Source organism: Frankia sp. AgB1.9 (assembly GCF_016786355.1).
In the GTDB taxonomy this organism is placed as follows: Bacteria; Actinomycetota; Actinomycetes; order Frankiales; family Frankiaceae; genus Pseudofrankia.
On the sequence record NZ_JADWYX010000027.1, the window covers coordinates 73459 to 94435 of the forward strand.

At 73.2% G+C, this 20977-nt stretch carries 18 protein-coding genes and 1 pseudogene; 8 read left to right on the forward strand and 11 right to left on the reverse strand.

From position 1 onward, the window contains the following. Nucleotides 1-275: 275 nt before the first annotated feature. Together I6A60_RS13165 and I6A60_RS13170 are read left to right on the forward strand one after the other, a co-directional pair. A complete protein-coding gene (locus tag I6A60_RS13165; RefSeq protein WP_203024185.1) occupies nt 276-1382 on the forward strand; it encodes a type III polyketide synthase in 1107 nt (368 codons plus the stop codon). Next, nucleotides 1382-2593: a cytochrome P450 gene (locus I6A60_RS13170; RefSeq protein WP_203024187.1), complete on the forward strand. Its 1212-nt coding sequence runs from the start codon at nt 1382-1384 to the stop codon at nt 2591-2593. The genes I6A60_RS13165 and I6A60_RS13170 overlap by 1 nt, the downstream gene beginning before the upstream one ends. 55 nt (nt 2594-2648) lie before the next feature. On the opposite strand, the gene I6A60_RS13175 is transcribed toward I6A60_RS13170, so the two are convergent. The 7 genes from I6A60_RS13175 to I6A60_RS13205 are packed head-to-tail and all read right to left on the reverse strand — an operon-like array spanning nt 2649 to nt 10863. Next, on the reverse strand, nt 2649-3392 hold the full coding sequence (locus I6A60_RS13175; protein WP_203024189.1) for a class II aldolase/adducin family protein: 744 nt from the start codon (nt 3390-3392) through the stop codon (nt 2649-2651). An 11-nt stretch (nt 3393-3403) separates the two neighbouring features. Further along, nucleotides 3404-4612, reverse strand: a complete 1209-nt coding sequence (locus I6A60_RS13180; RefSeq protein WP_203024191.1) for an amidohydrolase family protein — start codon at nt 4610-4612, stop codon at nt 3404-3406. Then, the gene (locus tag I6A60_RS13185) at nt 4609-5769 is read right to left on the reverse strand and encodes a thiolase family protein (protein ID WP_203024192.1); all 1161 of its coding nucleotides are present in this window, start codon (nt 5767-5769) and stop codon (nt 4609-4611) included. Before I6A60_RS13185 ends, I6A60_RS13180 begins: the two co-directional genes overlap by 4 nt. A gap of 2 nt (nt 5770-5771) precedes the next feature. Continuing rightward, a complete protein-coding gene (locus I6A60_RS13190) occupies nt 5772-6557 on the reverse strand; it encodes a PadR family transcriptional regulator (protein ID WP_203024194.1) in 786 nt (261 codons plus the stop codon). Then, a complete protein-coding gene (locus I6A60_RS13195) occupies nt 6554-9058 on the reverse strand; it encodes a CaiB/BaiF CoA-transferase family protein (protein ID WP_203042482.1) in 2505 nt (834 codons plus the stop codon). Before I6A60_RS13195 ends, I6A60_RS13190 begins: the two co-directional genes overlap by 4 nt. Before the next feature lie 8 nt (nt 9059-9066). Next, the gene (locus I6A60_RS13200) at nt 9067-10377 is read right to left on the reverse strand and encodes an amidohydrolase family protein (RefSeq protein ID WP_203021712.1); all 1311 of its coding nucleotides are present in this window, start codon (nt 10375-10377) and stop codon (nt 9067-9069) included. Between the two features lie 15 nt (nt 10378-10392). Next, a complete protein-coding gene (locus tag I6A60_RS13205; RefSeq protein WP_238435340.1) occupies nt 10393-10863 on the reverse strand; it encodes a Zn-ribbon domain-containing OB-fold protein in 471 nt (156 codons plus the stop codon). 363 nt (nt 10864-11226) lie between these two features. Between I6A60_RS13205 and I6A60_RS13210 the strand changes: the two genes are divergently transcribed. Both I6A60_RS13210 and I6A60_RS13215 read left to right on the forward strand, forming a co-directional pair. Continuing rightward, nucleotides 11227-11925, forward strand: coding sequence for an SLATT domain-containing protein (locus I6A60_RS13210; protein ID WP_203021710.1), 699 nt, complete (start codon nt 11227-11229; stop codon nt 11923-11925). Between the two features lie 166 nt (nt 11926-12091). Beyond that, the gene (locus tag I6A60_RS13215; protein WP_203021709.1) at nt 12092-13492 is read left to right on the forward strand and encodes an ABC transporter substrate-binding protein; all 1401 of its coding nucleotides are present in this window, start codon (nt 12092-12094) and stop codon (nt 13490-13492) included. Between the two features lie 294 nt (nt 13493-13786). Here I6A60_RS13215 and I6A60_RS13220 read toward each other — a convergent pair whose 3' ends face one another. The 3 genes from I6A60_RS13220 to I6A60_RS13230 form a co-directional block, all read right to left on the reverse strand. Continuing rightward, nucleotides 13787-14164, reverse strand: coding sequence for a DUF2255 family protein (locus I6A60_RS13220; protein ID WP_203021708.1), 378 nt, complete (start codon nt 14162-14164; stop codon nt 13787-13789). A gap of 178 nt (nt 14165-14342) precedes the next feature. Then, nucleotides 14343-14708 carry a hypothetical protein gene (locus I6A60_RS13225; RefSeq protein ID WP_013423619.1) on the reverse strand — a complete coding sequence of 122 codons (366 nt, stop codon included), beginning with the start codon at nt 14706-14708 and terminating at the stop codon, nt 14343-14345. Between the two features lie 6 nt (nt 14709-14714). Further along, nucleotides 14715-15407, reverse strand: a complete 693-nt coding sequence (locus I6A60_RS13230) for a nitroreductase family protein (RefSeq protein ID WP_203021707.1) — start codon at nt 15405-15407, stop codon at nt 14715-14717. Nucleotides 15408-15863: 456 nt separating this feature from the next. Between I6A60_RS13230 and I6A60_RS13235 the strand changes: the two genes are divergently transcribed. The 3 genes from I6A60_RS13235 (at nt 15864) to I6A60_RS13245 (ending at nt 18465) form a co-directional block, all read left to right on the forward strand. Next, nucleotides 15864-16619, forward strand: a complete 756-nt coding sequence (locus tag I6A60_RS13235) for a hypothetical protein (RefSeq protein ID WP_203021706.1) — start codon at nt 15864-15866, stop codon at nt 16617-16619. Between the two features lie 103 nt (nt 16620-16722). Continuing rightward, the gene (locus I6A60_RS13240) at nt 16723-17091 is read left to right on the forward strand and encodes a YciI family protein (RefSeq protein WP_203021705.1); all 369 of its coding nucleotides are present in this window, start codon (nt 16723-16725) and stop codon (nt 17089-17091) included. A 3-nt stretch (nt 17092-17094) separates the two neighbouring features. Then, nucleotides 17095-18465, forward strand: a complete 1371-nt coding sequence (locus I6A60_RS13245) for an RNA polymerase sigma factor (RefSeq protein ID WP_203021704.1) — start codon at nt 17095-17097, stop codon at nt 18463-18465. Here the strand turns inward: I6A60_RS13245 and I6A60_RS13250 are convergent. Next, nucleotides 18365-20452, reverse strand: a complete 2088-nt coding sequence (locus I6A60_RS13250) for a hypothetical protein (protein WP_203042453.1) — start codon at nt 20450-20452, stop codon at nt 18365-18367. The genes I6A60_RS13245 and I6A60_RS13250 overlap by 101 nt on opposite strands. A 126-nt stretch (nt 20453-20578) precedes the next feature. On the opposite strand from I6A60_RS13250, the pseudogene I6A60_RS13255 reads away from it, so the two are divergent. Beyond that, nucleotides 20579-20977 (forward strand): annotated as a pseudogene (locus I6A60_RS13255) (hypothetical protein); the annotation flags it as partial.

Sequence of the window (20977 nt, forward strand, 5' to 3'; positions counted from 1 at the left end):
TGGTCCTAAGTCCCGCTCGGGTCCCGAGTCCCGCGATGGCCGGATTTCCCGCACTTCCGGAATGAAATACCTCCGCCCGCCGGCCCTCTTTGGCGGAACAATTCCGGCACGTTGAGGCAGTTCCCGGCGCCGGCCGCGGCCATCGTTTTGGCATTACGAGAACGGGTACGTTGAGCGAGCCATCCAGGCTCCTAGGATCAACCCAACCTGGCCGCGCGGGCGGCGCGCCAGCCGCGCCCCGGCTGGCGTGAGCCCGCGAAGGAGGGGCGCTTCGCATGCCAATCCTCTGCCGCCCTGCCGTGCTGGTCCCAGAAAACACGATCGGAATGGAGGAGACCCTCGAGCTGGCCCGCCGACTGCACGCGGACCACCCTCAACTCGATCTCGTTCTCCAGCTCATCTCGAACACCGGGGTCAACAAAAGACATCTGGTCCGACCCCTGGCCGAAACCCTGCTGCATCCCGGTTTCGAGGCGCGTAACGCCGTGTACGCCCAAGAGGCGATGGCCCGGATACCAGGCGTGGTGCGCCCCGCCCTCGCGGCGGCCGGGGACCTCGGGCCCGAGGACATCGACGCCATCATCTTCGTCTCCTGCACGGGCTTCCTGATGCCGTCCCTGACGGCCTGGATGATCAACAAACTCGGGTTCCGGAACGACACCCGGCAGATCCCGATCGCCCAGCTCGGCTGCGCCGCGGGTGGCGCGGCCATCAACCGGGCGGCCGACTTCTGCACCGCCTACCCGAACGCGAACGTCCTCATCGTCGCCTGCGAGTTCTGCTCGCTGCTCTACCAGCCGTCGGACCACGACGTCGGCTCGCTGCTGGCCAACGGCCTGTTCGGTGACGCCGTCGCCGCCGCGGTGGTCCGCGGGCGCGGCGGGTACGGCGTGCAGCTCGAACGGAACTGCTCCTACCTCGTGCCGGACACCGAGGACTGGATTTCCTACGCGGTCAAGGAGACGGGTTTTCATTTCCGGCTCGACAAGCGGGTGCCGAAGACGATGGCGATGCTCGCCCCGGCGCTGTGCGCACTCGCGGAAAGCCACGGCTGGGACGCCGGCGCGCTCGACTTCTACATCATCCACGCAGGCGGCCCACGCATTCTGGACGACCTGCGCGACATTCTCGGCCTGGACCCGGCGTTCTTCCGCTACAGCCGGGCGACCCTGACCGAGCATGGCAACATCGCGAGCGCGGTCGTCCTCGACGCCCTTCGGCGCATGTTCGAGGACAACGTTCTCGAACATGGAGCGACCGGCGTGATCGCCGGCTTCGGCCCCGGCATCACGGCCGAGAGCTGCGTCGGCACCTGGACCTCCCCCATCAGTCAGCCTTCGGACCTGCGCACCCGGCTCACAGCCCGTGAAAGCGCCGCGTGATGACGACCGAGACGCAGCCCCGGGCGCGGCACTGTCCGTTCGGCCATCTGGAGGCGTTGGAGTTCGACCCACTGCTGCGCCAGCTGCGCGACGAGGAGCCGGTCACCCGGATCAGCATGTCCCACGGCCGGGGCTGGGCCTGGCTGGTGACCCGCTACGACGACGTCCGCACGGTCGTGACGGACCACCGGTTCAGCCGCGCGGCCGGCATCGGCCGTGACCTGCCGCGGATGACGCCCGAGCCGATCGCCCAGGCCGAGGCGGTCAACCTGATGGATCCCCCCGCGCACACTCGGCTGCGACGCCTTGTCGCGCAGGGGTTCACGGCGGCCCAGATCGAGCGCATGACCCCGAAGATCCGCGCGGTCGTGGCCCGGCTCCTCGACGACATCAGCGCCCACGGCGCTCCCGCCGACTTCGCCCGGCTGTTCGCCGCGCGCCTGCCCCTCACCACGATCTGCGAGATCATGGCCATCCCCGACGGCGACCAGCGGCGCCTGCGGGACCTGGTGGTCACGCTCATGTCGACCGGCGCAGGCCCTGGCCCGACCCGCGAGGCGAAGGCCGCCCTGCGCGCGTACTTCCTGGAGCTCACCGCGCGGCGGCGCGCCCGGCCGGGCGACGACCTGATCAGCACCCTGGCCCTGGCCCGCGACGGCGACGAGCTGCTGGGCGACACCGAGCTGGCGGTGATGTCGATGGTCCTCACCATCAGTGGCCACGACACCAGCACCTACCAGCTCAGCAACATCCTCTACACGCTGCTCACCCACCCCGAGCAGCTCGCGCTGCTGCGCGCCCGGCCCAGCCTGCTGGAACCCGCGGTCGAGGAGCTGCTGCGCTTCATCCCGTTCCGCCGGGGAGTCGGCATCGCCCGGATCGCGACCGAGGACATCGAGCTGGGCGGCGTGACGATCCGCGCCGGCGACGCCGTCCACGTCTCGTACCTGGCGGCCAACCGGGACCCGGACGTGTTCCAGAACCCGGACGAGCTGGACCTCCAGCGGTACCGGCCGTCTACCCACCTGACCTTCGGCCACGGGACCCACTACTGCGCCGGCGCCAGCCTCGCCCGCGCCGAGCTGCGCATCTCCCTGGAGGCCCTGCTCGCCCGCTTCCCGGCCCTGCGCCTGGCAGTGCCCCCCGAGGGGATCCCCTGGCACGCCGGCTCCATCTGGCGCTACCCCGAACGCCTACCCATCGCCTGGTAGCGGCGGTAGCGGCGGTTCCTAGCGACCGTCCGCATCAACAGGATGCGTTCGGCCGTCAGCGGGTGTCGAGGAGGGTTGGGTCGGCGCGGAGCTCGGCGCGGACGGCGGACTCCCAGAAACCGAGGAAGCCGTCGCCGTCGGAGGCCTTCAGGTGGTTCAGGAACCCGGCCGGTAACACCGGGGTCGGGGTCGCACCTGCCGCCCGGACATGCCAGGCGCGCTGGCAGCGCTGTTCCAGGGCGACGGCGCGCTGGAAGACGGCTCGGGCCGAGCCGCCGAGGACGAACACGCCATGGCCGGCGAGCAGCGCGAGATGGCCGCCGTTCATGGCGTCGACGGCGCCTCGCGCGGTGGCGGCGTCGTTGACCGGGCCGGAGTACTCGTTGACCAGAACGAGGTCGCCACCGCCGCCGAGGGCCGAGCTCTGGTCGTAGATCGGCGGGATCTCACCGAGGTCGGCCCAGACCGTGCCGAACAGCGGATGGTTGTGCACGGCCCAGGTCACGTCGGCACGGGCGGCGTGCAGCGCGAGGTGCAGCGGGATGCCGAGCGGCACCGGCCAGTCGCCCTCGACCAGGTTCCCGGCCAGGTCGATCCGGATGACCTGTTCCGGGCGCAGCTCGTCCCAGCGGACCAGCCACGGGTTGCACAGCAGGGTGCCGTCGGGCTGCAGCGCCGTGATATGCCCGGCAAGGTGGTCGTCGTAGCCCTCCTGCCACAGGGCGCGGGCGAGCAGCGCGATCTCCTCGCGGGTGGTGAGCTCCGGCATCAGCTTCTCGGCCGTCGGGTGGAAGGTCATGGCTCTGCCCTTCAGTCGGCCGGCAGCACGGTCGGCGGCAGCGGGTGGCGGAACAGGGCGGCGGCGTTCTCGCAGGCCATCGCCCGGATCTCGGCCGGCGGGATGTGGCCCCAGACGTCGGCCAGCAGCCGCTGGGTGTCCGGCCAGGTCCCGTCGCCGTGCGGGTAGTCGGTCTCGACCATGATGTTCTCGACGCCGATCCGGTGCCGGGTATCGATGGTCGACGGGTCATCGAGGGTGCAGAACCAGAAGTTACGGCGCAGCACGTCGGCCGGCCGGAGGTCCCAGGCGGTGCCGTAGCCGGACCGGTCGACCAGGTTGTCGAGCCGGTCGAGCAGCATCGCGACCCAGCCGATCCCGCCCTCGCTCATCGCGATCTTCAGGGCCGGGAGCCGGGCCGGGTAGCCAGACCACAGCCACTCGGCGCACGCGGTCAGCGAGGCCTGGCCGAACAGGGTCGCGCCCAGCTGCAGGCCGGGCGCGCCCGGGGGCCGCTCCTCCAGGCCGGCACTACCGACGTGCAGGGTGATGACGGTCTGGGTGTCGACACAGGCCCGCATGATCGGGTCCCAGTGGTCGGTGTCCCACAGCGACGGCAGACCGACCCGGTGCGGGCGCTCCGGGAACGTGACGGCGGTGAACCCGCGCTCGGCGTTACGCCGGATCTCGGCGACCGCCAGCTCGGGGTCCGAAAGGAACGTGATGCCCATCGGGACGACCCGGTCGGGGTAGGCCTGGAACCACTCCTCGTACAGCCAGTCGTTCCAGGCACGGACGCAGGCCAGGCCCAGCTCCTGGTCGCGGGCGGCGAAGAAGACCCGGCCGCAGAACCCGGTGATCTGCGACGGGAAGTTCACCGAGGCCCAGACACCGCCGAGGTCCATGTCCTTCACCCTGGCGTGGATGTCGTAGCAGCCGGGGCGCATCTGCTCGAACCGGAAAGGCTCGACCCGCACCGTCTCGGGCCGCCGGCCGGCGACGGCGTTCATCCCGACCTGGGTGAAGGTCGCGTCCTCGAACCGCCAGACCTGGTGGCCGCGCTCGGTCTCGACGATCCGCGGCGCCGCGTCCGCGAACCGGGCCGGGACGCGCCCGGCGAACAGGTGCGGCGGTTCGACGACGTGGTCGTCGACCGAGATGACGGTGTACTGGACCGGCCGGGGCTCGGGCTCCGGCAGGAACAGCGCGGGATCGAGGGGCGCGGGAACGATGGTGGTCACGGGTGCCTCCCCAGCAGGACGAGGGTGAGGAAGAGGGCGCCGGCGCCGCCGGCGGTGCACAGGGCGACGTCGGCGCCGGGGACCTGGAGCGCTGGGCCGCAGTCGCCGCGCAGCTGCTCCACGCCGCGGATCACCCGCTGGAGCATCTGGACGGACGAGCCCGCGTGGCTGAACGACATGGTGCCGCCGTCCGTCGTCACCGGGTGGCTGCCGTCGATGGCGATGTGGCCGTCCGCGACGAACGGCCCGCCCTCCCCCGGCTCGCAGAACCCGAACGCCTCCAGCTGGCGGATGATCTCGAACGAGAACGGGTCGTAGAGCTCCAGGACGTCGACGTCGTCGCGGCACAGGCCAGCGTTCGCCAGCGCGCGCTCGAACGCGCGCCGCCCGACGAGGCCGTTGACGGGGGCTCCCGGGCGCCGCCCGACGTGGTCCCAGGCGGGCGGGTACCGGTAGCTCGGGCCGAGGTGGTCGGAACCGCCGGACAGGACGTGGACGGGCACGCGACGCAGGTCGGCCGCGCGCTCGGCGGTGGTCAGCAGCAGGGCGCAGCCGCCCTCGGAGGTCGTCGAACAGTCCAGCAGATGGAACGGGTCCGCGACCAGCCGCGAGGCGAGCACGTCGGCGGGGGTGAACGGGCCGCGGCCGGCGTAGACGGCGGCCGGGTTCGCGTGGCCGTTGTTGCGGATCGTCGCGGCGACGGCGGCGAGCTGCTCGGGTGTCGTTCCGTACTGGATCATGTGGCGGCGGGCGATGAGGGCGAACTCGGCCACCGTGAACATCCCCCACGGGATGACGAACTCGTTCTCGGGACGGGTCCACGGCGCCGTCGCCGTGTGCTCGGTATAGGTACCCGCCTCGGCCGTGACGACCAGCACGCAGTCCGCCTGACCGGTGCTGATCGCCGCCGCGGCCTCCAGCACGGCCCCGATGCCGGGCTGGGCGCCCTGCCACGCCGGGCCCAGACCCAGGTCGTAGACGAGCGCGCCCCCCATGCCCGGGGCGCAGATGCCGTCCACGTCGGCGAGAGCGGCACCGGCGTCGGCCAGGACGCCGGCGACGGCGTCCAACAGCAGGCTGGTGGACGTCTCGCCGGGCAGCCGGCGGGCCTGGACCGTGTTGTAGGCGCCGACGACGGCAGCCGGCCTTGATGGCATGGTCAGCTCTCCTCCTCGTCGGGAGCGACGGGTCCGCGGGCGGCGGCGGCGCGGTCGGTCGCCTCTGGGTCGGCCGCCTCGGGGTCGGCCGCCGGGACTGGCGGTTCCACGGCGTAGTCGTGCAGCGGCGGCGGGCCGGCGAACGGCGGCCGGGGCGCGGTGGGCAGCGCGGCCAGCTCGTCCCGCAGCTGGGTGATGTTCGCCAGCTCCGCGTACATCCGGCGCAGCACGTAGTCGCCGACGGCGCCCGAGTAGCGCAGCTCGGGCCGGTCGGCCAGCCGCACCTCGCGGGCCCGCCGCCTGCCCCAGCGCAGCTCGTCGATCGCTGCCCGGGTCTGCGCCAGGTGGTGGTCGAGGATCTCCACGACCCGGTCCGGGTCGTCGCTCTCGCCGGCCAGCCACACCCGCAGCAGCACCGGGTGCTTGATCACCACCGGCTCGTCGTCGGGTGTCCGGTGCAGCCAGTCGCGCAGCACCGCGCGTCCCGCGGGCGTGATCTCGTGGACGAGGGTGCGCCGCAGCCCGCGGCCCGGCGCCGGGCTGGACGTCACCAGGCCGAGCTGCTCCAGCCGGGCCAGCTCCTTGCGGATGTGGCTGATCGCCGGCGCCCAGTAGAAGAAGCGCAGGCTGAAGTCGGCCCGCGTCTTCAGCTCGACCGGCGAGAGCGGCACGTCGGCCACCGCCAGCTGCCCGAGCACGGCATAGGCCGTCGCGGGCAGGCCGCCTGGCGTCGCGTCGCCTTCCTCGTCGGCGGTGTCGGGGCCGGCGTCTGGCCGTGGCCCGGTCATGCGCCCGCCGGCCGGTCGGCGAGCACGCCCCGTGCGCGCAGGCCTTCGATCTCCGGGTGGGTGAGGCCGAGCAGGTCCCGGTACACCTCGTCGTCGTGCTGGCCGAAGACCGGCGCGGGCCGGCGCAGCAACGGGCCGGGATGGCTGGCGAGACGGAACGCGACGCCGGGCATCGGGTGCTCGCCGACCACCGGGTGGGCCAGCCGCTCGAAGAAGCCCCGGGCCACCAGCTGCGGGTTCGCCAGCAGCGCGGCGGCCGGGGTGACCGGCGCGGCCGGGACCTCGGCCTCGGCGAGCGCCGCGAGCCCGGTCGCCCGGTCGGGTAGCGCGGCGGCCCAGGCGGCCAGCGCCGCGTCGACGCGGTCGTGGGCGGCCGTGGCGCGCCGGCCCGCGAGCGTCGCCAGGTCCGGGTCGGCGGCCAGGTCCGGACGACCGGCCACCGCGCACAGCCGGGGCCACTGGGCGTCGTCGGTCACCGCGAGCGCGAGCCAGACGTCGGGGCCGGCCGGATCGCGGGGGCAGTGGTAGGTGCCCTGCGGGGCGGCGAGCGGCCCGCGGTTGCCGTCGCGGCGCAGCGAGGCGCCGTACGCCGTGTGCTCGACGGTCAGCTCGGCGGCGACGTTGAGGACCGACTCCACCATGGTCGCCTCGACGAACGCGCCGGCGCCGCTGCTACCCGGGCGGTCCCTCGCCGCGAGCGCCACCAGCGTGGCGAAGGCGGCGTGCAGGCCGGCGATCGGGTCGCACGCACCGCGCGGGATCACCGGCGGGCCGTCGCGGGTGCCGGTAAGCCAGGCCAGGCCGCTGGCCTGCTCCATCGTCTGGGCGAAGCCGGTGCGGTCGCGCCACGGTCCGTCCAGGCCGAAGGCCGGCATTCGGGTGAGCACCGTGGCCGGGTTCGCCGCGCGCACCGCGTCCCAGTCGAGGCCGAGATTGGGCAGCACCCTGGGCGTGAAGTTCTCGATGACGACGTCGCAGGCGCCGATCAGGCGCCGGGCCAGGTCCTGCCCCTCGCGGGTCGACAGCTCCAGGCTCACCGCGCGCTTGTTGGCGTTGGTGGCCAGGAACATCGTGCCCCACTCCCACCAGCTCGGCTCGGTCGGCGGCTTGCCACCGGCGAACCGCAGGCCGTCGGGCCTGGTCACCCCTTCGACCTTGATGACGTCGGCGCCGAGCGAACCGAGGAGCATCGTCGCGGACGGACCGGCCCAGAACGCCGTCAGGTCGAGGATCCGCAGCCCGTCCAGCGGCAGCTCCCGCCCCGCCGCGCCGGCCTCGACCGGCGCGGGCACGGGCTCCCAGCCGGCGGTGTCGGTGTGCTCGCCGAGGGCCGGCGCACCGACGAGCGGCTGGCCGCGGAACTCGTCGACCCGGTAGGGCGTGCGCGGCTGGGCGAACCCGCCGCTCGGGTTGGGGACGAAGACGCCGCGGGTGGTGAAGTGGTCGATCGTCGTCACGGTCGACGGCGTCCCGACCGGGGTGACCGGGATGCGCAGCCCGGCGGCGAGCTCCACGATCTCGTCGGTGGTGTGCCGGGTGGACCACGAGTGGACGGCGGCCAGGAACTCGTCGCGGCGGGCGTGGCGGCGCGCCAGCAGCGCCAGGTCGCGGTCGCCGAGCAGGTCGGGCCGCTCGATGAGGACCAGGAAGTCCTGGAACTGCTGGGCGGTGATGGTGCAGAAGCCGACCAGCCCGTCCTTGGTCGGCACGATCGACGGGATCTCCGGTACCCGGCCAGGCGAGCCGGCGACCCCTGGTCCGGGGCCGCCCATGATGGTCGGCCCGACCACCGACAGGCCACCCATCATGATCGTCATGCACTCGAGGATGGAGAGGTCGACCAGGTCACCGACGCCGTCGCGCCGGGCGCCGCGCAGCGCGGCGAGCCCGGCCACCGCCGCGTAGACGCCGGCGGCCCACTCCCCGATCCGCCCGCCCGCCTGCAGCGGGGCGGCATCCGGCTCACCGCGGGCCGCGGTCGAGCCGCACAGCGCCTGCAGCAGGAACTCGTTCACCGCCCGGTCCCGAAGTGGCTGGGACCCGTGCTCCCGGCCGTCGCCGGTCCACGGGCCGGCCAGGCCGAACGGGCTGATGGACACGACGACGGCGCGCGGGTTGTCGGCGTGCAGACGCCGGACGGCCGCGGCGTCGAGGCCGTGACCGACGTGGCTCCCACCGGCGAGCGCGCCACCGGTGATGACGACGTCGGCCGCCGCCGCCAGGCCGAGCACCCGGGGACTGCCAGGGTCGGCGGCGACGGACCGCTTCGAGGCGTTGAGGTAGCGGAACAGCGCGCCATCCCCGTCGAGCGGTGCTCCCGAGGCGGACCAGGCACGCAGCGGGTCGCCGGCGCCGGGCGGCTCGACCTTCACGACGTCGGCGCCCGCGTCGGCGAACAGCTTGCCGCAGTAGGGCCCGGCGAGCTGCGTCGAGAGCTCCAGGACGCGGACACCGGCGAGCGGGGCCGCGGGCTCGGCCGGCGCGGCGCGGTCGGAGGTCATCCGGGCGCCTAGGCCCGAGGGCCGGGCGCGGCGGCGGCCGGCGGCGCGGTGCGGGTGGTGAGGCGCTTCCAGCTCGCCAGGTCGCGCTCGCTGGCCGGGCGGCCGACCCGCGTGACGACGTCGACGTCGGTCGCCTCGGCGCGCAGCGCGCCGGCCGTGGCCCGCTCCCGCGGACGGGTCGTGAACGGGTCGAACCGGAAGTGGCGCATCGCGTTCTCGTGGGTGATCCTGTTGATCGTCTCGTCGGGGAGGCCGCCGAGGTTGGCCAGGACGTCCTCGGGCGCGTACGGCCAGCTGGAGTCCGAGTGCGGGAAGTCGGACTCCCAGCAGACGTTCCCGACGTCGAACCAGTCGAGCAGCCGCGGGCCGACGGTGTCGCTGATGAAGCAGGTCAGGATGTGCCGGCGGAAGACGTCCGCCGGGCCGTCGAGCCCCGCCGGGAAGACCGGCCGGGTCCATCCGGAGTGGCGGCGCCGGACGTGCTCGCTGCGCCACAGGAAGTACGGCACCCAGCCGATGTCGCCCTCGGTCAGGGAGAACCGCAGGTCCGGGAAGTCCGCCCAGAACTCGGCCCACACCAGCTCGACGAACGAGAAGATCGAGGCGATCGACGAGCCGGTCATGTTGACGCTCGCGGGCGCGTCGGTCGAGTACATCGGGGAGCGCGACGACGAGCCCAGGTGCAGGCACAGCACGGTGCCGGTGTCGCTGGCGGCGCGGAACAGGGGGCTCCAGTAGCCGCTGTGGATGCTCGGCATCCTGAGCGCCTCGGGGTTCTCGGAGAACGTGACGGCGTGGCAGCCCTTGGCCGCCAGCCGCCGCACCTCCTTGGCCGCCTCGTCGACGTCGAAGAGCGGCAGGATGCCGCACGGGATGAACCGGTCCGGGTAGGCGCCGCACCACTCGTCGACGTGCCAGTCGTTGTAGGCCCTGACCATGACCAGGTTGACGTCCCGGTCCGGGCCCTGGTTGAGGACCTGGCCGGAGAAGCCGGGCCAGTTCGGGAAGTTCAGGCCGGCGAGCTGGCCGCCGGCGCTCATGTCCCGGACGCGCTCGTGGACGTCGTAGCAGCCGGGCCGCATCTCGTCGTAGCGGCTGGCGTCGACGTTGAACATCGCCGGCGGCTTGCCCGCGACCGCGTTCAGGCCGAGGTTACGGCCTCGCGTGGTGCCGTAGTACCACTGCTGCACGCCGTTGGGCTCGTCGACGACCCGCGGCGCGAGCTCCCGGTACTTCGCCGGGACGTGCGCGTCGAACATGGTGGCCGGCTCGGCGATGTGGTCGTCGACGCTGATCAGGATCAGGTCCTCTGGCTGCATGACGGCGGACTCCGTTCAGGCGCGCGCGGCGGGCTCGAAGTAGGGAAGCGTCGTGGTGGCGTGGCCGCCCGCGTCCTTGACCGGGTGGAACGCGACGCGCAGACGCAGGTCCGGGCGGATCTCGGCGACCGTGAGGCCGACCAGGCAGGTGAGCAGCTGGTAGCCCTCGTCGAGTGCGACGATCGCCGGCGCGTACGGCGTGCGGAAGGCGGCACTCACCGGTCGGTGCACCACCGTCCAGCTGTAGAGGGTGGCGCGGCCGGCCGACCGCTCCCAGCGCTGGTCGCTCGACAGGCAGGCCCGGCAGGCCGCCGCCGGTGGGAAGGCCGGTTCGGCGCAGGCCACGCAGCGCTGGAAGATCAGCTCGCCGCGGGCGCAGGCCGCCCAGAACGGCGCGGTCAGCGGGGTACGCGGCGCGAACGGGACACCGTCCGCCTGCGGACACAGAACGACGGTGTCAGTCCCACCGTCAGCGGCCGGGCCCATCGGACTATTAGTCCGAACTTTTGCTGCCGCTCTGACTAATTCGCCCTCACTCACAGCAACATCGGCCAGCTCTCCTCTGCTCAGACAGGCCAGAACGCCGGCCTTTCCCGCTCCCCCGGCCACACCGTTCCGGGTCGAGGTGAGCGAGCGGGTTGCGAGGGCGCCTCGGCCTCCGGCACGGAGATTAGCTCAATAGTCCGACTTCGCAAACCCCCTGGAAGCGTCGAGGACCGACCACCCGTCAGGTCCTGGCCAACCGGCGCCTCGGCGCGGCACGCCGGGCGACCACGGCCGATCCCACTTCTGACTACAATCCGTCACTATCATTGTTCGGAGAGTATCCATCGTGCAGAAGGAGGTCAGATGGTGTTGTGGGGTCCGAGGACGCAGCCGCCGCCGCAGGGGCCGCGCTCGCCGCTCGCGCCCGTCGCGCCCGGGACCGTCGCGGCTTTCGCGGGCGCGGTCGTGCCGGCCGACCGGGCGGCGTGGCTCGCCTGGCGGCCGCGGGCCATCGGAGCGCCGGCCAGCGGCGGGAGCATGGATCTGCTCCCCGTGGTCTCGTCCAGCGACTGGAAGGACACCGACGCGGTCCTGGCCGCGTTGTACCGGCGGCTGGAGCGCAGGGCCATCGACGCCACCGACCGGCACCGGCGGCGCGGCCACGACCTTCGGTCGCTCTCCCGCCTGCTGCGGGTGCTGGCCGTCCTGTTGGCGGCGGTGGGCGTACTGCTCCCGGTGATCGCGGCCGCTCGCAACGACATCGCGGGCGCGGCCTGGTGCTCGTTGTTCTTCGGCGCCGCGCTGGCGCTGCTGGCCATCGAGCACGTCTGCGGCCTGTCGACGGCGGCCGCGCGCGGCCAGGCGGCCGCGACCCGCGCGCAATGCCGGCTGGAGGTCTTCCAGGAGGACTGGACTGCCGCGTGTGTCCCCGGCGCCACTGACGGGACCATCCCAGACCGACTGGCGATTCTGCGTTCCTTCACGGCTGACCTGCGCACTCTCGCCGACCGCTCGCCCGCCGACGGCGAGGCCGAGCTGTCGTTCGCCGATCTGAAGCTGTAGCGACAGTCCCCGCCCGCGGAACCCGACCGGTTTGAACCCCTCGACTCCCGCAAAGATTGTATATACTATCCGATCGTTCCTGACCGCCTGGACGAGCGTCGGGCCTGGTGACGCCTCCGGAACGGGACGAGCAGCCGAACTGTGGGCAGTGACAGAGGAGTCGCGGATGAGCGGGAGCGGGCCGGCATCACCCGAGCAGGAGCAGACCCAGTACGCGCAGCGGCTGTTCCCCGCGCCGGTGGACCACGGGATCGCGCGGCCGGACCGAGCCGTCTCGACGGTCGAGCGGGGCACCGACACCGTCGCGTACAACGACCCGGACGGCCGCTGGTACGAGGGCGGCGGCCGGGTCGGCGAGAAGGCGGTCGAGTCGATCGTCGTCTACCCGCCGACCCGCGGACTGGTCACCCAGGGTGACCCGTTCGAGCCGGTGAAGATCGGCATCCTCGTCGACATGGACCTCGGCCAGCTGCTGTCCGACTGGGTCGACTCGACGATCCTCGCCATCGAGGACGCACTCAACGAGGGCGTGTACGACCGGCCAGTGGAGATCATCACGGCGGACGCCCGTGGCCTGCCACGGGAGAACTACCTGAAGGTCCGGCGCGGCTACCAGAAGCTCGTCGACGACGGGTGCGTCGTCGTGCTCGGCCCGATGATCTCGGACAACTCGCTGAACCTGATGGACACCGTGAACCGGACCGGCGTCGCCTGCCTGGGCTGGACCGGCAGCGTCAAGTTCGCCGGCGACTACTGCTTCACGGTCGCCAACGGCGACATCCCGACCGAGTCGGTGATGGGCGCCAACTGGTGCGCGCAGCAGGGACACACCAAGGTCGGCTTCTTCTGGGAGAAGGGGTCGTCCGGCGACCACTACTCCGAGTACTTCCGCACCGCCGCGCAGAACGTGGGCGTTGAGATCATCAAGGAGGTCAGCCTCGGGCCCAACCCCAGGGGCCTCCAGGAGCACCTCGAGACGATGCGGGCCCAGGGCGCCGAGGCCATCGTCTACATGGGCTACGGCTACTCGACGTTCCACTTCGCCGCCGCGTTCAAGGCGCTGGACTGGGACCCGCCCCGGTTCATGGGCACCGCGTTCATGTTCTACTCGAACTCGAACGCCTGGGCGGAGGGCCTGGAGGGCTGGCACGGCGTCGACCAGCTCGGCGAGGACGGCGCGAACCCGAACTACGAGGCGATGGTCCGCCGGTTCGAGGCCCGGTTCGGCCGGGTGACCCGCAACGTCGTCGTCGCCCTCGGCTACGACACCGCACGGGCCGCGATCCACGGCATCGCGAACGCGGCGATCGCGACGCCCGAACAGGTCCGGCTAGGGCTCGAGAAGATCAAGTGGATGCCCTGCACGAACGGCGGGCCCGGCGCGTACCTCACGTTCGCGCCGTACGACCACCGCGGCTACAAGGGCGATTTCCTCACCATCCGCGAACTGCGCGGCGGCGAGCTGCACTTCCGCGGCTACTACCGCCCGCAGTGGCCGTCCAACACGAGCTCCCCGCTCCTGCACCCCGAGCCCAAGCCGGCCGACGCCACACCACCAACCGGCTGAGCCGCCGCGCCGGTGCCCGAGCCGTCGGCGTCGGCGTAAGCCAGACGTCCCGGCCGGGCCAGGCTCGGCGCCGGATACGGCCGTCAGGCCTCGCCCGGCGCCAAGGGCGAGCGCCAAGATCATGATCGCTGTTTTGGCCCTCACGTGGTCACAAAACCGCGACGTTTACAGCCACGCGAGGGCGAAAACGACGATCTTACTGGTCTCGGGACGAGATCCCATGCCGATGGCCGAGTCACCGAACATCCTCGCGGCGCCGGACGGTTCCTGGGGCTGGGTCATGATCTGTGCCGTTCAGTCACTGGGGTTGAGGCGCAGGGTCGTGTCGACCGCCGGGTCGGCGACCATGGGCCGCAGGTAGCTGTCGCCGTAACGGGCGTACTTGGTGCGGTAGGCCCGGTCGACCGGCTCCCGGGCGGACGCGCCCGGCCCGGCGACGGTGACGTCACGGTCGACGCCCGCCGCCTGGACATGGGCCGTGCCCTGGGCCGCGGCCCGCTGGAACCAGGAGCCGTCGCGCCCGCGGTAGGACCGGACGTACAGGTCGTCCTCGACGCGCACGACCCAGATCGGGACGGCGGGACGCAGCGAGCCGTCCGGCCGCCGCGTGCTGATGGTCATCTCGTCGGTGCTGCCCAGGGCGTCGAGCTCGGTGCGCGTCCAGGTGGTCATCGCGTGTCTCCTTCTCGCCGTTCAAAGCTTGGGAATCACGGCAGGGTGGTGTTGAAACCCCACTCGCGACCCCTGCCCGGTCCGCCGGGACGGCATGCGGAGGCAGCCTGGTCATCGCCGTGGTCAGGCATTCATGCAAGCGGCGTTCGCGCGGCGGAGTCGGGGCGGACCCGAGCCGTCAGGCCTCGTCCTGGGCCTCGGCGGCGAGGATCAGGGCGATGTGCTCCAGGCTCGGCCGGCCCTGGCCGTTGAGCGCGGCGGCCAGGTAGGCGACCGCGGCGATCCGCATCCCAGCCTCTTCGATGATCTTGCTGGTCGCCTCGGCGAGGGCGTCGGGATTGCTCGCGGCCAGTTCGCGCAGCAGCTCGGCGGCCGACTGGTCGTCGCCGGAGCCGCCGTCGTCCGAGTCGCCGTACGGCTCGGGCAGGCCGGCGGCGAGGACGATGGCCCGGCGGATCTCGGCGGCCAGCTGGGCGAGGTCGTGCGAGGCCGCCGCGGTGATCAGGGCGATGCCTTCGACCAGCCGGTCGTTCGCGGCGCTCATATGTGCTCAGTCCTCGGATGGGGCCGGGAACGGCGGGCCGTCGAAGGTGTCGACGTGGGCGAACTCGGCCACCGGCCGGCGCCGGAGCTTCGTCGCCCGCTGCTGCGGGTAGCCGAGAGCGAGAACGCCGGCGATCGCGTGGTCGGCCGGGATGCCGAGCAGCGTGGCGGCCACCGGCTCACGGCGGACCAGGAACGTCGTCATCGTCCCGCCCAGGCCCTCGCCCCGGGCGGCGAGCAGGATGTTCTGGGCGAACGGGTAGATCGAGCCGCCGCCGACGATGCTCGTCCGCTCCAGCTCGATGTCCATCACGGCCAGGGCGGTGAGCCGGGCGACCAGCACCAGCAGGACGGGCGCCTCGTCGAGCTCGTCGACGAACGACATCGGCGCGGGCGTCGCCGCGGCCTCGCCGAGGTCGACGGCCGCTCCGTGCCAGCGCCCGTCCGGCCCAGGCGCGAACGGCCGGACGCCGGCCTTGGCCTGCGCCGTGTACTCACGCCAGCCGAGCACCGCCAGGTCGCGCACCTGCCGGCGGATCTCCGGGTCGCGCAGGACGAGCACCGTCCACGGCTGGGCGTTGCCGCCCGACGGCGCGAACCGGGCGTCGTCGAGCACCCGCGCCAGCACCTCGTCCGGCACCGGGGTGTCGGTGAACCTGCGTACCGCGCCGGCCGTGCGCATCGCCTCGCGCAGCTCCATACCGCCTGCCTCCATCCCGCCGTCTGCCGTCCCGGACGGCGCCCGGCCTGGTCGAGCCCGGAGGCCACCGCCGCGCCGGCCGAGGCGATGTCCGGACCTGACGCTAGTCCGCGGCCGCGGACCCCGGGACACGCGCCGCCTTCTCGGGCCAACGGAAACGCGTTGATCGTCGTTTCCGCCCTCCGGTGGACTCTGCTGGCCCATTCGGCCGGGTCTGGCTGATCTAGAAACTGCGCTCGACCATGGGTCGATGCTCGCGCGGCCTTGATCGCCGTTTTGGCCCTGTGATGGTCGTGACGAGAGCATTTCTACGACCACCCCAGGGCCCAAACCGCGATCATGACCGGCGCGGGGGCACTCATACCTGACGGCCGGACGGCCGCGAGAAGGCACTGGTAGGACGGCAGTTCTCGGTATTGCGCGAGATCGTCCGGGTGCTTATCGTTCTGGATCGCTGTGCCAGGAAGCCTGGTCGGCGTCCTGTTCGGCCTGTCTATGGAGGCGCCCGGTGTCCTGCCCGTGAACAGGCTGGGGAGCTGGATCGCGGACCGGTGGCGGCGCGAAGTGGCCAAGACCGTGCCTGCGCGGACGGTCGTGGCGGGGTTGCGGGCGGACCGAGGCCTCCGTATCCGTGTCCTGCTCGCGCTCGGCGCCTACCTGGCCTGCGCCTTCGTCGCGTTCGGCCTGCGGCCGCCCGACACCTACCTCGCGGTACCGGCCGGTCTCCTGGTTGGGTCCTTTCTGGTGTCCTCGTCGCTGCTGGCCACCGTGACCAGGCTGAACGTGGAGTTCACGGACGCCTACCTGGCCGAGACGTGGCGCTCGCTCGCCGGCCTTCTCGAAGCCGAGGTCGCGGCGGGCGACGCGGCGATCTCGACGCGAACGATCGGCGGCCACCGAGCCGTGGCGGTGACCAGGCGGGCCGGGCCGAACCTCGTGGTAGCCGTCTACCCGTGGCGTCGCGAGGTCTGGGTCGCTGTCGGCGAGTACGAGTTCCCGCAGCTGGCGCCGTCGGCCGTGCTCTCCCTCGTCGGGAGCGCCCTGCGGGGCGGGTACTCGTTGATACCCGGCCGGCTGTTCCGGCGCGGCCGGCCCGCCTGGCTCCTGGTGACCACCGGCCCTGGGCGCCGCCTGGTCGGCCGCAGGCGCCGCACCAGCCGGCTGGCCGGTTGGGAGACCGTCACCGGGGAGAACGCGATCGGCGAGACGTGACCCGCGTCACTCTGGCGGTGGGGGCGTAGAGAATGGGGGCGCGGCCTCGACCCAGCGGTGTCGGCGCCGGGAGGCGGCGCCCGAGACGGCAGGAGTTCCGACCATGAAGTACCTGGTGACGATCTACGGAAGCGACGAGACCTGGGCTGCGATTCCGCCGGAGGAGTGGCCGGCCGCGATCGCCGCGCAGGAGGCGTTCAACCGCAAGTACTTCGACTCCGGCGAGCTCATCGGCGCCTACGGGTCCGGGAGCGAGGCCGACGTGAAGGTCATCCGGGTCCGCGACGGGGTGCCGGCCATCACCGACGGCCCGTACCTGGAGACCAAGGAGTTCATGGGGAGCTTCTACATCCTCGACGTCTCCGACGAGGCTCGGGCGATCGAGATCTCGGCCGACCTGCCGTGGGCCTCGCAAGAGGCCGTCGAGCTGGTCCCGCTCCCCCACGAGTCGCCGGCGCCCCAGCGGCCGTAGCCGATGGACGGCCACCACGTCGAGGACCTGCTGCGCGAGCTGGCGCCGCGGGTCCTCGGCGGGCTGTTGCGCCGGTACCCGACCCAGTTCGAGCTGTGCGAGGACGCCGTCCAGGAAGCCCTGATCGCGGCGGCGGCCGGCTGGCCGGTCGACGGTGTCCCGGACAGCCCGCGCGGCTGGCTCGCGGCGGTGGCCGGCCGGCGGGTGATCGACACGATCCGGGCCGAGTCCGCCCGCCGGCGCCGCGAGCAGGGGGTGGCGCTGGCGACACCCGCGGGCGAGCTGCTCGCCGCCGCGGCGGACGCCGACCGGCCAGCCGACCAGGACGACTCGCTGCGGCTGCTGTTCCTGTGCTGCCATCCGGCGCTCTCGGGACCGAGCCAGGTGGCGCTGACGCTGCGGGCGGTCGGCGGCCTGACGACGGCGCAGGTCGCGGCCGCCTTCCTCGTCCCCGAGGCGACGATGGCGCAGCGGATCAGCCGGGCGAAGCAGGGCGTGCGCGCCGCCGGCGCCGAGTTCCGGCTGCCGGCCGCCGGCGGCGAGTACGACGCCCGGCTGCGCGCGGTCCTGCACGTCCTGTACCTGATCTTCAACGAGGGCTACACGGTCAGCTCCGGCGCCGACCTCACCGCCCCGGCGCTGTCCGATGAGGCGATCCGGCTGACCCGCTGGCTGGCCCGGCTGCTGCCCGCTGGCGCGCCGGCCCGCTCCGAGGTGCTGGGCCTGCTGGCGCTGATGCTGCTGACGGACGCGCGCCGCCCCGCGCGGGCCGGCCCCGACGGCCGGCTGGTGCCGCTCGCCGAGCAGGACCGGTCCCGCTGGGACCGGGAGCTGATCGCCGAGGGCCTCGCGCTGGTGGAGCGGGCGCTGCCCGTCGGCCCGGTCGGCGCCTACCAGGTGCAGGCCGCGATCGCCGCCGTGCACGCCGAGGCCGCCGACACCGACGCCACCGACTGGCCGCAGATCCTGGGCCTCTACGACCTGTTGGAACGGATCGCGCCGAACCCGATGGTCGCGCTGAACCGGGCGGTGGTGCTCAGCCAGGTCCGCGGCGCGGCGGCGGCCCTCGAAGCCGTGGACGAGCTGGCCGGCGGGCGGCTGGCGGCCCACCACCGGCTGCTCGCCGTCCGCGCCCACCTGCGCGAGCAGACCGGCGACCGCGCGGGCGCCGGCGCGGACTTCCGCGCGGCGGCGGAGCGCACGGCGAGCGAGCCGGAACGGCGCTACCTGCTCGCCAAGGCCGCGGAGCAGGCCGAGCGCCCAGGCGAGGGTCCTACACGCGCTGCAGTATCAGGGCGACCTGCTCGCCCGGGTGCACGATCACCCGGGCCTGCGCCAGACCGTCGATCGCGGCGATCACCTGGAACTGGATGACGCCGGGACTGGTCAGCTCGCCGCCGGCGCCGGCGGTGTAGAACGACGAGTCGGGCAGCAGCGCGCAGCCCTTCGGGTCCTGGCCGGCGGGCAGCACGGCGTCGAGCGTGAGACGCACCGAGGCGTCCAGCGGCCAGGTCGAGATCGGTCCGTCCAGCCGGGTATGGACCGTGCCGTGGTAGCGAACCGGGCAGGTCCCGGAGGTCTCGGTCGCCGTGATCTCCTCCTGGCCGCCCACCTCGCCCTGATCGTCGATCTCCAGGCCGAAGCCGGGCAGCGGCGAGCTGGAGACGCTCTGCCAGCGACCGAGCCACGGCCACGGCGCCGCCGGCTGGCTCGCCGTCGGGCTGCTCGACGCCTGGCCGGGCGGCGCGGTGGCGCCGGCCGGTGCCCGTCCCGAGGACGGCCGCGCCGAGGCGGCGATCGCCGCGGCCGCGCTGCCGGGAGCCGGGCCGCCGGTGTCCCGGCGCGCCTGGTCGGTGGCCGACGGCTGATCGACGGCGCCGAAGATGGTGAGGGCCATCAGGGCCGCGCCCAGCAGGCACAGCACGACCGCGCCCAGCTTGCCGACCCACCGCCGGGGCTCGGCCCGGGGGGGCGTCCGGTGCCGAGGGCCCGGCGCGCGGGCCGAACCGGCGGTGCGGGGCGGAGTCGCGGCCGGCTGGCGCACGGCCCGCTGGGGTGTCACGACCGTCCGCGCCGGGCGCGGCGGCGCCGTGGGAAGGGCGGCCGGCACCAGCGCGGCGGCCCGGGTCCTGGCCTGGTCGTCCCGGGCGCACCACGGACAGGCGTCGAGGCCTGGACGGTAGTGATGGGTCTGCGTCCGGGCGCAGGTCCGCAGGTCGCCTGCCAGCCCACGCAGCGCGTCACGCCACTCGACGGCCGTGGGCCGCGGCTGGCGCACCCCGGCGCCGGGGCCGAAGCCACGCTCGAACAGGGCCAGCAGGTCGATGGGCAGGACCTCGGCGGGCGGCATGCCGGCCGGTGGGTCGAGCCGTCCGCCGCCGGCCAGCGCGTAGAGCCCGAGCCGGGCCAGGCCCAGCGGGGAGGGCTCGTCGCCGGCGGCCCGCCAGGTCCCGGTGTAGGGCCGGTGGCCGCCGAGCAGCAGCGCGAAGCAGTGGACGGCCAAGGCATAGTCGTCGGCGCCCTGGCCCACCGGCCGCCCGCGCTCGGCGAGCAGCTCGGACGGCGTGAACTCGGGCCGCCCCACCGGCGCCCGGTACACCTGAGCGCCGGCCGACCCGGGGGCCTCCCGCGGCGCCGCGACGCCCTGTGGCCCGGTGACGCCCTGTGACCCAGTAACGTCCTGTGACCCAGTAACGTCCGGTGGTCCGGTGACGTCCTGCGGCCCGGTCCCTTCCAGGGGGCCGGTGAGCTCCGGCACGGTCACCTGCACCGCGTCGCAGTCGACCAGGGTGATCCCGCCCGTGGTGCCCACCCGGACCAGGCCGTCGTGGAAGTCGCCGACCACGTAGCCGAGCTCGTGCAGCGCGGCCGTCGCGGCGGCCAGGTTCGCGGCCGCCCGCGTCAGCAGCCGCCAGTCGCCGGCCACCCGCGGCCGGTCGGCCCGGTCCAGCCGTTGCGTGGGCGGGCCGACGAGCCAGTCCGGCAGCCGAGCCTCGGGGGGCGGCTGGCGGCCACGGACGAACAGGGCCCGCAGCTCGACCCCGTCGGCCGGTCCAGGCATCGTGTAGCCGGCGAGCGCGCCGGTTCGGTCGACGACCAGCTCGCGCGGCCAGGCGAACCGGTACCGGCCGGCGACGTCCGCGGGCGGATGACCGATCATCCAGGTGAGCTTCGCGCGCAGGTCCGCCGCCGACCGGAAAAGGAAGGCGGGGCTGAACAGCTTTACCGCCGTCCCGGGATGCCCCTCCCGGGCGTACAGCCGGCCTTGGCCGGCGTCGCCGAACGGACGGCCGATATGCACGCGACCGCCATCAAGGCCGAAAAGATCGGCCAGATCAACCGAGTCCCGCCCGTCGCCCATCGATTCCCCTCAAGCGCGCCCGACCAGCATCCCACACGCGGGGGCTGCCACGACGGGCAAGGGCGGAATGTAAGGACTCCGCAAAACTCATCCCGTGATCACGCCGATTGCCGGAATGATCAGCGCATGAGGTCGAGGGGCCGGCGGCTCGCCATCCCGCTGCTCGTGTGGTGGCTCTGGCTGCCGGCCGGATTCGCGATCTGGCTGTTCTTCGTGAACGTGGTGTTCGAGGGCTACGGGGACCTGCGCCTGGGCACGTGGCGCTGGTTCGACGCGTGGTTCGTCGTCGACGCCGGCCAGCGCTGGTTCTACCTGCTGGTCGGCGCCCTCGGCACGATTGTCATCGTCGCGTCGCGAGTGCCCGTGAAGTTGCCTGGCGCCAGCCGGACCACCAAGCGGCAACCCGGTCCCCCCCCCCCCCGCCCGGGGGGGGGGCCCCCCCCCCCCCCCCACCGACTCCCGAGGAGCGAACACCGTGCGGCCTCTCCCGCAGCTGACACCGGCCAACACGTGGTTCTGGACGTC

Excerpts from the sequence above, each read along its gene's own strand:
- I6A60_RS13200 (WP_203021712.1), bottom strand. The coding sequence starts at position 10,377 with ATGCAGCCAGAGGACCTGATCCTGATCAGCGTCGACGACCACATCGCC.
- I6A60_RS13220 (WP_203021708.1), bottom strand. The coding sequence starts at position 14,164 with ATGACCACCTGGACGCGCACCGAGCTCGACGCCCTGGGCAGCACCGAC.
- I6A60_RS13170 (WP_203024187.1), top strand. The coding sequence starts at position 1,382 with ATGACGACCGAGACGCAGCCCCGGGCGCGGCACTGTCCGTTCGGCCAT.
- I6A60_RS13225 (WP_013423619.1), bottom strand. The coding sequence starts at position 14,708 with ATGAGCGCCGCGAACGACCGGCTGGTCGAAGGCATCGCCCTGATCACC.
- I6A60_RS13230 (WP_203021707.1), bottom strand. The coding sequence starts at position 15,407 with ATGGAGCTGCGCGAGGCGATGCGCACGGCCGGCGCGGTACGCAGGTTC.
- I6A60_RS13195 (WP_203042482.1), bottom strand. The coding sequence starts at position 9,058 with ATGACCTCCGACCGCGCCGCGCCGGCCGAGCCCGCGGCCCCGCTCGCC.
- I6A60_RS13185 (WP_203024192.1), bottom strand. The coding sequence starts at position 5,769 with ATGCCATCAAGGCCGGCTGCCGTCGTCGGCGCCTACAACACGGTCCAG.
- I6A60_RS13240 (WP_203021705.1), top strand. The coding sequence starts at position 16,723 with ATGAAGTACCTGGTGACGATCTACGGAAGCGACGAGACCTGGGCTGCG.
- I6A60_RS13245 (WP_203021704.1), top strand. The coding sequence starts at position 17,095 with ATGGACGGCCACCACGTCGAGGACCTGCTGCGCGAGCTGGCGCCGCGG.
- I6A60_RS13165 (WP_203024185.1), top strand. The coding sequence starts at position 276 with ATGCCAATCCTCTGCCGCCCTGCCGTGCTGGTCCCAGAAAACACGATC.
- I6A60_RS13190 (WP_203024194.1), bottom strand. The coding sequence starts at position 6,557 with ATGACCGGGCCACGGCCAGACGCCGGCCCCGACACCGCCGACGAGGAA.
- I6A60_RS13175 (WP_203024189.1), bottom strand. The coding sequence starts at position 3,392 with ATGACCTTCCACCCGACGGCCGAGAAGCTGATGCCGGAGCTCACCACC.
- I6A60_RS13250 (WP_203042453.1), bottom strand. The coding sequence starts at position 20,452 with ATGGGCGACGGGCGGGACTCGGTTGATCTGGCCGATCTTTTCGGCCTT.
- I6A60_RS13215 (WP_203021709.1), top strand. The coding sequence starts at position 12,092 with ATGAGCGGGAGCGGGCCGGCATCACCCGAGCAGGAGCAGACCCAGTAC.
- I6A60_RS13205 (WP_238435340.1), bottom strand. The coding sequence starts at position 10,863 with ATGGGCCCGGCCGCTGACGGTGGGACTGACACCGTCGTTCTGTGTCCG.
- I6A60_RS13210 (WP_203021710.1), top strand. The coding sequence starts at position 11,227 with ATGGTGTTGTGGGGTCCGAGGACGCAGCCGCCGCCGCAGGGGCCGCGC.